Source organism: Neoroseomonas marina (assembly GCF_012927745.1).
Classification (GTDB): Bacteria; Pseudomonadota; Alphaproteobacteria; order Acetobacterales; family Acetobacteraceae; genus Neoroseomonas; species Neoroseomonas marina.
On sequence record NZ_JABBKX010000001.1, the window covers coordinates 533052 to 546938 of the forward strand.

The following is a 13887-nucleotide window of genomic DNA, read 5'->3' on the forward strand; positions in this document are numbered from 1 at the left end:
CTTCTCCCCCCGATCTTCCGCGTCAGTTCTCCGGCCGGAATCCGCTCTCGCGCACAACCGCCCCCCAATCCTCACGCTCCTGCCGAATACGCGCAGCGAAGGCGGCGGGGCTGTCCGAGGTGGTGGGCATGTATTCGAGCCGATCGAGCGCCGCGATCATCTCGGGCGTCGCGGCCGCGGCGCGGATCGCGCGGTGCAGGCCTTCGACGATCGGCGCCGGCGTGTTGGCCGGCAGCAGCGCGCCGAACCACTCGTCCTTGTTGAGGTCCGGATGGCCGAGTTCCGCGAAGGTCGGCACCTCCGGGAAGCGCGGGTTGCGCGCCGGCGAGGAGACGGCGAGCAGCCGCAGCCCCTGCCCCTGGTGCGGCGAGACGTCGCCGAGCACGCCGATGAAGCAGGTGAGCCGCCCCGCGATCAGGTCCTGCACCGCCGGCGCCGCGCCGCGGAAGGGCACGTGGGTCATGTTCAGCCCCGCCTTCTTCGCCAGCATGATGCCGATGAAGTGCGGCGCCGAGCCTGCCGCCGGCGAGGCCCAGGGCAGTTCCGCCCGCTGCGCCTTGGCCCAGTCGATCCACGCCGGCAGGGTCTGCGCCGGATGGTCCTTCGGCACGGCGAAGGCGAAGGGGTAGGAGCAGACGGTCGAGACCGGGATCAGGTCGGTCAGCGCGTCGTAGCGGACCTCGCGCGGGAAGACGTGCGGCTGCAGCGTCAGCATCGAGGCGGGCGTCTGCAGGTAGGTCAGGCCATCGGGGTCGGCGCCCTTCACGAACTCGACGGCGATGCGCCCGGCGGCGCCGACGCGCCCGTCCACCACCAGGGTCGGGGCGTAGAGGCCGCGCAGGCGCTCCGCATAGAGCCGCGCGACCACGTCCGACGATCCCCCCGGCGGAAAGCCGACGATGACGCGGGCCGGGCGCGGTACGGTCTGGGCGCGGGCGGCCGGAACGGCGGCGCCGGCGGCGATCAGGCCGAGCGTGGCGCGGCGGCCGATGGCGAAGGTCATGGCGGACATCCTCCCTGCGGCCCGGCGGGCCGGTTTCCGCCGGACATACCGGCTGCGACGGCGCAGCGCCAGCGCGGCGCTACAGGCCGAGCCCGGGGACCAGCAACGCCTCGAGCGCAGCACGCTGCGCCGCGGGAATGGCGATCGCCTTGCGCGCCTTGAGGTCGAAGGCGACGCCCACCGCCTCCGCCGCCGCGACGGGCGCGCCGGTCTCGCCGTCATGCAGCAGGTGCGTCCAGGTCGAGGTCTTGTCCCCCAGCGCGCGCAGGCCGCTGGTGACCGTCACGAGCTGTCCCGCGCGCAGCGGCGCGAGGTGCAGCAGGCGGTATTCCAGCGCCGCGCCGCCGACGCCTTCCTCCTTCACGCCGAGGCCGGTGCCGCGGTTGCGCAGGTTCGGCACGCCGTCCCAGACGCGGGCGATCACGCCGTCCGGCCGCATCGCGCCGTCGCGGTCGCATTCATCGGCGCGGACCGCGCCGCGATAGGCCTCGGCCAGGCCCATCGCCAGCGCAGCGGCGCGGTCCGGCAGCGGCCTGGCCGGGCCGAAAGGCAGGCCACGCGGGGCGGCATGGGCCGGGACCTCCACCCGCAACCGCGCGAAGGCCGAGCGCGGGACCGCGGCAGTGCAGAGGATGTCGGTCACGAAGGTCGCCGCGGCGTCCCCGGTCGCGCTGTTGCGGATCTCGGCGAAGCACCGCGCACGCGGGCCGTCCCCCGCGACCAGGCCGCCCAGGATGGTGAAGGGCGTGCCCGGCGACATCTCGCGCAGGAAGCGGATGTGCTGGTCCTGCACGGCGAAGCCGGCGCGCGACGGCGGCAGGCCGCCTTCGAGCAGCAGCCAGGCCAGGGCATCCGTCACGCGCGCGACGTAGTGGCGCACGTTCATGTGCCCCATCACGTCGCATTCGTCCTGCTGCACGCTGCCCCGGCCGATCACGATCACGCGCGTCTCTCCCCCCTGGTTCGTCCGGCAGATCAGCGCGGCCAGCCTGCGCGGGCAAGCCACCCGCCCTTGCCGGCTCCCGTGCTTCGCGGGACCATGCGCGACAACGCAGGAAACGAGGGAACGCGTCCATGGATGTCGGCCTGTTCAACCTCATGGGCTACCGCACGCGCGGCAGGTCGACCGCCGACATCTACGATGTCACGGTCGCGCAGGTGAAGGCCGCCGAGCAGGCCGGCTTCTCCATCGCCTGGTTCGCCGAGCACCATTTCTCCAACTACTGCGTCTGCCCATCCCCGTTGATGATGGTCGCGCGGCTGGCCGGCGAGACCTCGCGCATCCGCCTCGCCTCGGGCGTGGTGATCGTGCCGCTGTATCATCCGTCGCGGCTGATCGCGGAGATAGGGATGGTGGATTCGCTGACGCATGGGCGGCTCGTGCTCGGCATCGGCAGCGGCTACCAGCCCTACGAATTCGAGCGCTTCGGCCAGGACCTCGCGGAATCGACGCCCCGGCTGCTCGAGGCGATGGAGATGATGGAGAAGGCCTTCGCGGCCGAGACCTTCGCCCATTCGGGCACGCATTACGGCATGCCCGCTGCGCATATCGCCCCTCGCCCGGTGCGCGGCATGCCGGAGGTCTGGGTCGCCGGCGACAATCCCGACCTGCACCGCTACGCCGCGCAGCGCGACTGCGTGGTGATGGTGACGCCGCGGCATTTCACGCCGGCGATGCTCGCCGCGGCCCGCGCACGCTTCGAGGGGATCCGCCGCAGCGCCGGCAAGACCGGCGAAACGCTGCGCTTCGGCGCCATGCGCCCCTTCTGCGTCACCGACGACAAGGATGAGGCGCAACGCTTCCTCGAGAACACGCGCTGGCAGATTCGCCTGTCGCAGAGCCTGCGCCGCAGGGAGCAGGAGATGGACGGCGGGATGATCATCGAAAAGACCTGGGAGGGCGAACCGAGCCTCGAGGAGATGGGCGCCCACATGATGGTCGGCGATGCCGCGACCGTCGCCGCACGCATGGCCGCCGAGATCCGCGCCGCCGCCCCCTGCCATTACCTGCTGCAGGTCCAGGTGGGGGACATGGACCCCGCCACCGGCATGCGGTCGATCGAGGCCTGGCAACGGCAGGTGAAGCCCCTGCTGGAACGGGAGGTCGGCGCGCTGGACCGCATCGGCCTGGCGCCTGCCGCCGCCTGACGCTTGACCCCCCGGGGCGGGATTTGAGAGGCTTGCGGCGTGGGGATCCTGGTCAACGTCCGTGGCGGGGATGACGACACGCTCTGGGCCGTCGTGGCGACGGTAGGGCGCAAGAGCCGCATCGCAGAGGTCTTCCGGTCCCGTACCCAGGCGCTGGACGACCGCGCCTGGCGGGACCAGCAGGTGAAGGCCTATGCCGATTGGCTGGTGCGCGCGAAGCAGCCCATCCCGAACTATTCCGTGACCCCGATTCGCCGGGCGGACCTGCCGCGCAAGTGGCAACCGCTGCCCGCGCTGGGCTTCCTGCGCGGCCAGATGATCTGACCCTTCCGGAACCGGCGCCCGGTTACCGCGGTCCAGGGGGCCGCCGCCCCCTGGCGGGGAGGCTTGGAGGGGCGGCGCCCCTCCAATCCGTCAGACGGGCAGGGCCATCGCCCGCATGAAGGATTCGCGGAACCGGATGGGATCGCGGTCGGTCTGGTTCCGGCCGGGCTCCTGGTCGATCTTCACGCCGATCACGTGCGGGCCGTCCGTCGTCAGCGCCTTCGCGACCAGCGCGTCGAACTCCGCCTCATCAGCCGCCCAGGCGGCGTTGGCGATGCCCGAGGCGCGCGCGATGGCGACGATGTCCGTCCGCGCGGCCGCGGCCGGCGTGCCCTGCCCGCCGGTGATCTGGTAGATGCCGTTGTCCCAGACCACGACGCAAAGGTTCTTCACCGCCTGCGCGGCGATGGTCGACAGGCAGCCCAACTGCATGAGCAGCGACCCGTCGCCTTCGAGCGCGAAGACGCGCCGCTTCGGCTGCGCCAGCGCCACGCCCATCGCGATCGGCGCGGCGAGGCCCATGCTGCCCAGCATGTAGAAATTCTCGCCCCGGGTCTTGTCGGCGCCCCAGAGGTCCCAGTTGGAATTGCCGATGCCGCCGATCACCGCCTCGCGGTTCTTCAGCCCCGCGACCAGGCGCTTGGTCAGCGCCGCGCGGTTCATCACATGCAGGTTGTCCGTCGTGTCGGTCACTTGCGGCCTCCGCTCAGCAGCGGGGAGATGATGAGGCAGGCCGGCCAGCGCGTGGCGAAGGCCTGGCGGATGGTGCGGTCGGCCATGAAGGCCGCCTCGTCCAGCCGCGTCATGGTGTGGTGCTCGATGCCCATGGAATCGAGGATCGGCCGCATGGTGCGGCAGACGATGGCCTGGCCCGGGTTGAACTCGCCCATCGTGCCGCGCTCGCTGACCACCATCAGCACCGGCACCTGGAAGGCGACCGGCAGCGAAGCCAGCGCGTTCGGCAGCGTCGCGAAGCCCGAGGTCTGCATCATCACCACGCCGCGCATCCCGGCCATGGTCGCGCCGGTCACGATGCCGACGGCCTCTTCCTCGCGCGCGCAGGGGAAGGCGGTGAAGAAGGGATCGGCATGGATGCCGTCGAGCAACGGGCGCAGCACGTTGTCGGGAACATAGGTCACCAGGCGGACATCATTGTCCTTGAGCGCCTGGCGCAGGATGGCGTGCCAGGTCACTGGCGCGTCCTCGGCGCTGGTCATGGGAGGCTTCCTCAGTGGCTTTTCGTGTCGTCCGGTATCGCACCGACGCGCATGGCCGCCAAGGCACCGCGGCACCTTGATCGACCGCGCCGGACGCACCCAAACTGCGGCCTTCATCTGAAGGATCCCTCCCACATGCCCAAGACGGTCATCGTCCTCGGCGCCGGAATGGTTGGCGTTTCGGTGGCGTTGCACCTGCGCCGCCGCGGCCACGACGTCCTCCTCGTCGATCGGCAGCAGCCCGGCGAGGGCGCATCCTTCGGCAATGGCGGGCTGATCCAGCGCGAAGCGGTGCACCCCCACCCCTTCCCGCGCGACACCTCCGAGATCCTGCGCATCGCGCGGAACAAGTCGATCGACGCCTACTACCACTGGAACGCGCTGCCGGCGCTGACGACCCCGCTGCTGCGCTACTGGTGGAATTCCGAACCCCACCGCTACGCGAAGATCGCCGAGGCCTATGCGAAGCTGATCGAGACCTGCCTCGACGAGCATTACGCCTTCGCGCGCGGCACGGACGCCATGCCGCTGCTGCGCCCGATTGGCTGGATCCGCATGTTCTCGGACGAGAAGACCCTCGCCGCGGCGGTGGCGAAGGCCGAGGAAGGCCACCGCACCCATGGCGTGAACTTCAAGGTGCTGGACAGCCAGGCGCTCGCGGCCGCCGAGCCGCACCTGCTCAAGACGCGGCACGGCGCGATCCATTGGACGGACCCGGTCTCGGTCAGCGATCCGCACGGGCTGGTGATGGCCTATGCGCGGCTGTTCCTCGAGGAAGGGGGGCGCTTCGTGACCGGCGACGCGGCGAGCCTCGTGCGCAGCGGCGCCGGCTGGCAGGTGCAGACCGCCGACGGTCCGGCGGAGGCCGAGCAGGCGGTGATCGCCCTCGGCGCCTTCGCGGACAAGGTGACGAAGCCGCTCGGCTATGCGCCGGCGACCTTCGGCAAGCGTGGCTACCACCGGCATTTCCACATGCAGGGCAATGCGGTGCTGAACCGCCCGATCCTGGATACCGAAAGCGCCTTCCTCCTCGCCCCGATGCGCGCCGGGGTCCGGCTGACCACGGGCGCCGAGTTCGCCGGCGTGGACGAGCCGCCGACGCCGGTGCAGTTGGCCCGCGCGGAACCGGTCGCGCGCACCCTGCTGCCGCTGGGCGAACCGGTGGAACGCGAGCCCTGGATGGGCGTGCGCCCCTGCACCGCCGACATGCTGCCCATCATCGGAAAGTTCCCGGGGCAGCAGGGCCTGTGGTGCGCCTTCGGCCACGCGCATCAGGGCTTCACGCTCGGCCCGACCACCGGCCGGCTGATCGCGGAGATGATGGACGGAGAGACACCCTTCATCGACCCCGAACCCTATCGCGCCGATCGGTTCTGAACCCATGCGCATCGCCGTCCTGCAATTCGCGCACGAGACCGTCACCTTCCTGCCCTTCGACACGGCGGAGGAGGATTTCCGCTACCCCGGCTCGCCCGCGGCGGGCGAGGCGCTGCTCGCCACCGATCCCAAGGGCTACATGGGCGGCTTCGTGCAGGTCGCGCGCGAATTCGACAGGGTCGAACTGGTCGGCATCGAATCCCCGCTCTGGCCGAAGACCGGCACGGGGTCGGGCTGGATCACCAACGAAGCCTTCGAGCGGTTCCTCGGCCAGCAGATCGCGGACCTCATGGCGCAAGGCCCCTTCGACGGCGCCTACCTCGCGCTGCACGGTGCGATGGGCGTGCGCGGCGTGCCGCGGCCGGAAGCCGAGATCGCGCGCCGCGTGCGCGAGGTGCTGGGACCCAAGGCCCGCATCGCCGCGACCTTCGACCCGCATGGCAACGAGGATGCGGAATTCCTCCGCCACGCCGACCTCGCCTTCAGCGTGAAGTACTTCCCGCACTACGACATGCACCTGCAGGGCGCGCGCGCCGCGCGCATGCTGGTGCGCGCCATCCGCGGCGACTACGTGCCCGCGCATGTCACGCTGAAGCTGCCGATCCTCTCGCCCACCGTGCTGCAATGGACGGGCGCCCCGCCCTGGTCGGACCTGGTGCAGCGCGCGCTGACCTGGGAAGCGCGCGAGCCGGACGTCTTCGTCAATGTCTATTTCGGCTTCCCCTGGAGTGACGTGCCCGATGCCGGCATGACCTTCCAGGTCATCACCAACGGCAAGCCGGAGCTCGCGCGCCGCATCGCGGACGACATGGGCCGCTGGGCCTGGCGGCGGCGGGCGGATCTGCTCGCCAGCGCCAAGGTGCATCGCATCGCCGAGGGCGTGGCGATGGCGAAGCAGGCCGTCGCCGAGGGCCGCGGGCCGGTCGTGCTCGCCGACCACAGCGACCGCTCGGGCTACGCCACCTGGCTGCTGCGGGAGATCATCGCCCAGGGCCTGTCGCGCACGCTGGTCGCGACCATCGCGGCGCCGGAGGCGATCGCCGCGCTGGCAACTGCGAAGCCCGGAGACGCGGTGGAGGTCGAGATCGGCGGCCGCGTCGATCCATCCGCCGGCGATCCGGTGCGCATCGTGGGCGAGGTCCTGCTCGTCGCCGACGCGACATCCCGTCGTGCGGCCGGCACCGGGCAGTCCTGGATCGCGATCCGCTTCGGGGACGGCAACGTCGTCGTGCTCAGCCCCTTCCTGGTGCAGATCATGGAACCGGAGGAGCTCTGGTCGCTCGGCCTGCGCGCGGCGGACTACGACGTCATCGCCATCAAGTCGCGCGTGCATTTCCGCCGCGGCTTCGACGACAGCGGCTTCGCGCCGACCATCCTGCTGGTGGAACCGGACGAACCCTTCCTCGGCACCGTGCGGCTCGAGGCCCTGCCCTACGAGCACCTCGACGTGCGGAAGTTCTACCCCTACGGCGACCCGCCCGATCCCTTCGCCTGATCAGGGCGGAACCGGCAGCGCCAGCAGCCAAGCGGTGGCGGGAAAGGCGATGGCGGCGAGCATGGTCGACAGCAGCACCGCGGCCGAGACCTCGTCCGCCGCGGTGCCGTTGCTCTGCGCCAGGACGAAGGCGTTGGTCGCGGTCGGCATGGCCGCGAGCAGCACGCCGGCCGCGACCCAGGCCCGGTCGAGCCCGAGCAGCGGCCCGAGGACCAACCAGACCAGCGCCGGATAGACCGCGATCTTGGTGAGCGACACCGCGCCCGCGAGCGCCACCAGGTTCCGCCCGACATGCAGCCGCGCCAGCGTGCCACCCAGCGCGAACAGCGCCGTCGGCCCCGCCGCGCCGCCGAGGAAGGCCAGGAAGCGGTCGATCGCGTCCGGGACGGGCAGGCTCGTCGCTGCCATGGCCGCGCCGGCGAAGACCGACAGGATCACCGGATTGCGCGCGAGCCCCGCGACGCGCGCGAGCAATGTCGAGAGCCCCTGCCCCGCCTCGGCGCGCGTCATCAGCACGCTGCCGATGGCGATGATGACCGCGACCTCGGCGACGATCGCCATGGCGACCGGCCCGGCGACGCGCGGCCCGAGGATCGGCAGCAGCAGCGGCGGCGCGAGGTAGCCGACATTGCCCATCGCCGCCGCGGCGCCGAGCGCGGCCGCATAGGGTCGTCGTCGCCCCAGCGCCATCGCGACCAGCATGGTGCCGCCGAAGACGACCAGGCAGGACGCGAGATATCCGGCGAAGTAGACGCCCTCGAAACTCTCGGCGAGCGGCTGCGCGGCCATCAGCCGGAACAGCATCGCCGGCAGCGCGACGTAGAAGGCGAAAAGGCCGATGGAATCGACCATCTCCGCCGAGACCATCCGTCGTCGCGACGCGCCGTAGCCGATCGCCACCACCGCGAAGATCGGCAGGCAGAGCGCGAGGAAATGCAGCACGCGGCGCGCGCCTAGCCGATCCCCCAATGCACCCGCAGCGCGGCGGCCGCCTGGCGCAGCGTCAGGTCCGAGGCCGGGATGAAGCGCCCCATCGTCAGGTAGGCGTGCATCTGGTCCGCGACGTGCAGGTGCGTGACGCTGACCCCTTCCTGGTCGAGCCGCCGCGCATAGGCGATGCCCTCATCGACCAGCGGATCATGGCCACAGGTCATGACGAAGGCCGGCGCCGTGCCGGCCAGCGAGGCGGCGCGCAGCGGCGAGGCCCGCCAGTCGATGCGCTCGGCGTGGTCGGGGATGTAGTGGTCGATGAACCAGCGCATCGTGGCCGTCGTCAGCGGATAGCCCTCGAGGAAGCGCTCATAGGCCGGCGTGTTCCCCGCCATGTCTGTCGCCGGATAGAGCAGCAGCTGGAAGCCCGGCGCCGGCAGCGTCCCGTCGCGCCCCATCAGCGCCAGCACCGCGGCAAGGTTGCCGCCCGCGCTGTCACCACCCACCGCGATGCGCGCCGGATCGATGCCGAGCGACGCTGCTTCCGCCACCACGAAGCGCAGCGCCGCGGCGGCGTCGTCCACCGCGGCGGGGAAGATCGCCTCGGGCGCCAGCCGGTAGTCGACGGCGATCACCATCGCCTGGGTGTAGTTCGCGAGCGCGCGGCAGAGCTGATCGTGACTCTCGAGATCGCCGATCACCCAGCCGCCGCCATGCAGATACAGCAGGCAGGGCAACGGCCCCGCCGCCGCACCGAGGCCACGGTAGCGCCGCAGCGCGATCGGGCCGGCCGGACCGGGGCAGGTCAGGTTCGCGACCTCCGCGACCTCCTGCGGGTCGGGCTGCAGCACGGTGCGGGACGCCGACGACGCCGCGCGCGCCTCGATGGGGCTCAGCGTGTGCAGGGGCGGCCGTCCGACCTCGCGGATCAGGTCGAGAACGCGCTGGGCACCGGGATCGAGCGGCATCTTGGGTCCTTCCTCGGAGGCCGGCCAGCGGACCGTGCCGGGGCGCCCCTGTCAACGCGCGGGCGGGTGACCCTATGCTCGCCGCCAGGACAACCGACGGGACACAGCGATGCAGCATCTTCCGCCCGAACCCTGGCGCTGGGACGCCGTCGACATGGCCCGGGCCATCCGCCTCAAGGCCATCTCGGCGCGGGAGGCGACGGAGTCGGTGCTGGCTCGCTGCGCGGCGGTGAACCCGGCGCTGAACGCCGTGGTGCAGGTGCTCGATGCCGAGGCCCGCGCCGCCGCCGATGCCGCCGACGCGGCGCTCGCGCGCGGGGAGGCAATCGGCCCGCTGCACGGCGTGCCGGTCAGCACCAAGATCAATGTCGACCAGACGGGCTGCGCCACCAGCAATGGCTGCGTCGGCCTGCGCGACCTGGTGGCGGCGGAGGACAGCGCCGTCGTCGGCAACCTCCGCCACGCCGGCGCCATCCTGTTCGGGCGCACCAACACGCCCGCGCTGTCCATGCGCTGGTTCACCGAGAACGAGCTGCATGGCCGCACGCTGAATCCGTGGCATGCGGGCCATACGCCGGGCGGATCCTCGGGCGGCGCGGCCTCGGCCGTCGCGGCGGGGATCGGGCCGATCGCGCATGGCAACGACCTCGGCGGTTCCGTCCGCTACCCGGCCTATGCCTGCGGCGTCGCGGGCATCCGCCCCTCCTTCGGTCGCATCCCCGCCTACAACCCGACCATGACCGGCGAACGGCCGATCTCGGCGCAGCTGATGTCGACACAGGGACCGCTGGCGCGCTCGGTGCGCGACCTGCGCCTGGCGCTGTCCGTGATGGCCGAGGGCGATATCCGCGACCCCTGGTGGATGCCCGCGCCGCTCGACGGGCCGCCGCCGCCGCGGCCGATCCGCGTCGCGCTCTGCGTCGACCCGGCCGGGACCGGCGTGCACCCCGCGGTGGCCGAGGCGGTGCGGCGCGCCGGCCGCATCCTGGCCGCCGCGGGCTACGCGGTCGAAGAAGCCTCGCCGCCCGACTTCCCCGGCACCGCCGCGGATTGGGAGGCGTTGAGCCGCACCGAGGGCCGCATCCACCTCCGCGACGCCTTCATGAAGGTGGCCGACGGCGGCGCACGGGAAACCTTCGACGCCATGATGGCGCGCGCGCCGCAGCTCGACCTCACGGCCTGGACCGCGGTCGCGGCCCGCCGCACCACGCGCCAGCGGCAATGGGCGCAGTTCCTAAAGACCCATACGATCCTGCTTCTGCCGGTCTCGAGCGAGCCGCCCTTCCCGCAGGGCCTCGACGTGGCGGGCCAGCAGGCCTTCGACAGCGTCTTCCGGGCGCAACTGCCCATGCTCGCCGCGCCGCTGCTCGGCCTGCCGGGCGTCTCGGTCCCGACCGGCCTCGCGGAGGGGCTGCCGATGGGCGTGCAGCTCATGGCGGCGCGCTGGCGGGAGGACCTCATCCTCGACGCGGCGGAGGTGATCGAGGCCGCCTGCCCCATGCCGACGCCGATCGACCCGCGCGGGTGACGGCGATGCCGACCGTCACGCTCAGCTTCGACAACGGCCCCGACCCCGAGGCGACGCCGATCGTACTCGAGGTGCTGCGCCGGCGCGGGCTGCGCGCCACCTTCTTCGTCCTCGGCAAATGGCTCGCGGACCCGGCGCGGCGGCGCCTGGCAGAGCAGGCCCATGCCGAGGGCCACTGGATCGGCAACCACACCTTCACCCATGGCGGGCCGCTCGGCCGCCGCGCGGACCCGGGCCATGCGGACGCCGAGATCGGGCGGACCGAGGCGCTGATCGGCGCCCTCGGCCACCCCGACCGGCTGTTCCGCCCGGTCGGCGGCGGCGGGCGGCTCGGCCCGCACCTGCTGAGCGTCGAGGCGCGCGACCATCTCGCCGCCTCCGGCGCAACGGTCGTCACCTGGTCGGCGCTGGCGCATGACTGGGAGGACCCGGAGGACTGGCCCAAGCGCGGCATGGCGGAATGCCTGGGGCAGGATCGCCCGCTGCTGGTGCTGCATGACATCCCGAACGGGGGGATGCGGCACCTCGACGCCTTTCTCGGGCGATTGGCCGATGCCGGCGCGACGTTTCGCCAGGACATCCCCGAACACTGCATCGCGATGCACCGGGGCGTCGCGGCGGCAGGGCTCGATGCCTATGTGACGACTGGCTGAGCGGACCGCCCGACGGCTCGGAGGCCCCCAGCACCGGACCAACGACCGCCCCCGGACCAGGGCCGGACGGACAGGAGGACACCGTGCAGGATCTCGATGCGCATGCCATCACCGACGCGGTCATCGCCCAGATGGCCGCCACCCCGGATCCGCGCATGCGCGAGATCATGGACGCCGCCGTGCGCCACCTCCACGCCTTCGCGCGAGAGGTGAACCTTACGCCAGACGAATGGCTGAAGGGGATCGCCTTCCTGACCGCGGTCGGGCAGGCCTGCTCGCCGATCCGGCAGGAGTTCATCCTCCTTTCCGACGTGCTCGGCCTGTCGCGTCTGGTGAACGTCATGCACGACGCCACGGGGCGGGAGGCCGCGGGCACCGAGACGAGCCTGCTCGGCCCCTTCTTCCGCGAGCAGGCGCCGCGGCTTGCGCTGGGCGAGACCATCGCCGCGCATTCCGACGGCCCGGAGATCGTCATCTTCGGCCAGGTGACCGACGCTGCCGGCGCCCCGATCCCGAACGCGGTGATCGACGTATGGCAGACCGATGCCGAGGGTCTCTATGACCTGCAGTCGCACGACCCGTCGGTGATGGACATGCGCGGGCAGTTCGCATGCGACGGCGAGGGCCGCTTCCATCTCCGTACGTTGAAGCCGCTTGGCTACTCCATCCCGATGGACGGGCCGGTGGGCACCATGGTGCGCCAGCAGAACCGGCACGGGTTCCGGCCCGCGCATATCCACATCCTGGTCACCGCGCCGGGCTACCGGGACCTGGTGACGGCGCTGTACTTCGCCGACGACGCGCATGTGGACAGCGACACGGTGTTCGGCGTGTCGGCCTCGCTCGTCGTGCAGGAGAAGGCAGACCTGCCGGGCGCGCCGATCCCGGACATCCCGAGCATCCGCTACGACTTCGCGATGTCGCGGGAGACGGACGGCTCCGGTGGTCGTGTTGGTTCCGACCCTTCGCGCCTGGTGCCGGCGGGCTGAGGTCATCCTCGCGCGTCAGGGCGGCTGCTTCGCCCAGTTGTAGCCGCGCCTGGCGCGCGCGAAGGCATAGTCGAAGAGCTGGCGCATGTAGGCCTGCTCGAAGGGCTCGCGAAAGGAGCCGGTGAAGTCGGCGCCGATATAGGCGAGGTTGAAGTCGACCCCGTCCTGCCGCGTCGTGCTCCAGATGCGCACGATGTCGTTGTAGCCGCCGGAGGCGATCATGGTGCTGATCGCCCGCCCGGCGATGCTGAGGGTCCGCCGGTCCACCATCGCCCAGTCCGGATCGAGCCGCGCGTTGCGGATGATGTAGGCGCGCGCCGGGACGACCGGCAGGCCGCGGCGGATCCGCGCCTCCCGCAGTTCCGCAAGCCGCCGGGGATAGAGGAAGACCTGGGTGAAGGCGCCGCCGTCGACATGCATTTCCTGGTAGGCGCGATCGCCCACCGCGACATCGATCATCACCGGCGGGAAGGCGCCCGGCACCGCGGCCGAGGCCAGCAGGATGCGCCGGATCAGGTCCAGTGCCCCGGGATGCCCGCTCGCCGCGATGGCGCCAAGGTTCCACGTCACCGGCAGCTGCGCATCGAGATTCGCCGTGCCGACCAGGAGCAACCGCCCTTCCGCGTAGCCCTCCGCGATCGCGCCGAGCATCCGTTCGTCGAGATGGCGCGAGATGGTGCCGAACAGGGGCGCATTGTCCGCCAGCGCATCGTCGGTGAGCGCGGCCGTGACGAAGCGCGTCCGCAGCACGTCGGCAGGGGTGATGTCGGTGTAGACGCTCTTCAGCGGCGCATCCCACGCCGTGCCGAGGAAGGCGAAGGGGGCCGTCAGCGCCCCGGTCGACACGCCGGTGACGAGGTCGAAGACCGGCCGCGAGCCCTGATCGCTCCAGCCGCAGAGCAGCCCGGCGCCGAAGGCCCCGTCCTCCCCGCCGCCGGAGACGGCGAGCATGCCGTAGCGGTCGTCCGGACCCAGCCCCGCGGCGGCGCGACGACGCGTGCGGCGCTCGCCCGCGGCCTCGAATTCCCGGACCAGCGCCGGCAGGTCGCGAGGGATGAGGAAGCGTTCGTTCGGGACGCCCAGGACGCTGGCGTGGGCGGTCTCGGCACGCGGCACGGCCGGGCCGCGCACCGGCCCCGCGCAGCCGGCCGTCGCCAGCGTGCCGCCGGCCGCCAGGGCCAGGAGGCCACGACGCTGCGCCAGGATCCGGTGCATTCGGTCGATCCGCTGTCCGATGCCGCAGGCGTCGGCCATC

At 71.8% G+C, this 13887-nt stretch carries 14 protein-coding genes; 7 read left to right on the top strand and 7 right to left on the bottom strand.

What is annotated here, in order from left to right; genetic code table 11:
* Positions 1-22: 22 nt before the first annotated feature.
* Positions 23-1003 carry a Bug family tripartite tricarboxylate transporter substrate binding protein gene (locus tag GWK16_RS02555; RefSeq protein WP_170052391.1) on the bottom strand — a complete coding sequence of 327 codons (981 nt, stop codon included), beginning with the start codon at positions 1001-1003 and terminating at the stop codon, positions 23-25.
* A gap of 79 nt (positions 1004-1082) precedes the next feature.
* On the bottom strand, positions 1083-1946 hold the full coding sequence (locus tag GWK16_RS02560) for a thioesterase family protein (protein WP_170052392.1): 864 nt from the start codon (positions 1944-1946) through the stop codon (positions 1083-1085).
* A 131-nt stretch (positions 1947-2077) separates the two neighbouring features.
* Here GWK16_RS02560 and GWK16_RS02565 point away from each other — a divergent pair, with 131 nt between their 5' ends.
* The gene (locus tag GWK16_RS02565) at positions 2078-3151 is read left to right on the top strand and encodes an LLM class flavin-dependent oxidoreductase (protein WP_170052393.1); all 1074 of its coding nucleotides are present in this window, start codon (positions 2078-2080) and stop codon (positions 3149-3151) included.
* 39 nt (positions 3152-3190) lie between these two features.
* Positions 3191-3475, top strand: a complete 285-nt coding sequence (locus tag GWK16_RS02570; protein WP_170052394.1) for a hypothetical protein — start codon at positions 3191-3193, stop codon at positions 3473-3475.
* A gap of 90 nt (positions 3476-3565) precedes the next feature.
* Here the strand turns inward: GWK16_RS02570 and GWK16_RS02575 are convergent, their stop codons facing one another.
* Both GWK16_RS02575 and GWK16_RS02580 read right to left on the bottom strand, forming a co-directional pair.
* On the bottom strand, positions 3566-4168 hold the full coding sequence (locus tag GWK16_RS02575) for a thiamine pyrophosphate-dependent enzyme (RefSeq protein WP_338144379.1): 603 nt from the start codon (positions 4166-4168) through the stop codon (positions 3566-3568).
* Positions 4165-4692 (bottom strand): thiamine pyrophosphate-binding protein, encoded by a 528-nt coding sequence (locus tag GWK16_RS02580; protein WP_170052395.1) that lies wholly within the window; start codon positions 4690-4692, stop codon positions 4165-4167. Before GWK16_RS02580 ends, GWK16_RS02575 begins: the two co-directional genes overlap by 4 nt.
* A gap of 135 nt (positions 4693-4827) precedes the next feature.
* On the opposite strand from GWK16_RS02580, the gene GWK16_RS02585 reads away from it, so the two are divergent.
* Positions 4828-6069: an NAD(P)/FAD-dependent oxidoreductase gene (locus GWK16_RS02585; protein ID WP_170052396.1), complete on the top strand. Its 1242-nt coding sequence runs from the start codon at positions 4828-4830 to the stop codon at positions 6067-6069.
* Between the two features lie 4 nt (positions 6070-6073).
* Complete coding sequence (locus GWK16_RS02590) at positions 6074-7564, top strand: M81 family metallopeptidase (protein ID WP_170052397.1); 1491 nt, start codon at positions 6074-6076, stop codon at positions 7562-7564.
* Here the strand turns inward: GWK16_RS02590 and GWK16_RS02595 are convergent, their stop codons facing one another.
* Both GWK16_RS02595 and GWK16_RS02600 read right to left on the bottom strand, forming a co-directional pair.
* The gene (locus GWK16_RS02595) at positions 7565-8506 is read right to left on the bottom strand and encodes an AEC family transporter (RefSeq protein ID WP_170052398.1); all 942 of its coding nucleotides are present in this window, start codon (positions 8504-8506) and stop codon (positions 7565-7567) included.
* A gap of 11 nt (positions 8507-8517) precedes the next feature.
* Positions 8518-9462 carry an alpha/beta hydrolase gene (locus GWK16_RS02600; RefSeq protein ID WP_170052399.1) on the bottom strand — a complete coding sequence of 315 codons (945 nt, stop codon included), beginning with the start codon at positions 9460-9462 and terminating at the stop codon, positions 8518-8520.
* Positions 9463-9571: 109 nt separating this feature from the next.
* Here GWK16_RS02600 and GWK16_RS02605 point away from each other — a divergent pair, with 109 nt between their 5' ends.
* The 3 genes from GWK16_RS02605 to GWK16_RS02615 all read left to right on the top strand — a co-directional run bounded on the left by GWK16_RS02605 (position 9572) and on the right by GWK16_RS02615 (position 12632).
* Complete coding sequence (locus tag GWK16_RS02605) at positions 9572-10990, top strand: amidase family protein (RefSeq protein ID WP_170052400.1); 1419 nt, start codon at positions 9572-9574, stop codon at positions 10988-10990.
* 5 nt (positions 10991-10995) lie between these two features.
* Complete coding sequence (locus tag GWK16_RS02610; RefSeq protein ID WP_170052401.1) at positions 10996-11643, top strand: polysaccharide deacetylase family protein; 648 nt, start codon at positions 10996-10998, stop codon at positions 11641-11643.
* A gap of 83 nt (positions 11644-11726) precedes the next feature.
* Entirely contained in the window at positions 11727-12632 is a 906-nt protein-coding gene (locus GWK16_RS02615; protein WP_170052402.1) for a dioxygenase family protein, read from the top strand.
* Between the two features lie 15 nt (positions 12633-12647).
* Here GWK16_RS02615 and GWK16_RS02620 read toward each other — a convergent pair whose 3' ends face one another.
* On the bottom strand, positions 12648-13847 hold the full coding sequence (locus GWK16_RS02620) for a patatin-like phospholipase family protein (RefSeq protein WP_170052403.1): 1200 nt from the start codon (positions 13845-13847) through the stop codon (positions 12648-12650).
* Positions 13848-13887 lie beyond the last annotated feature (40 nt).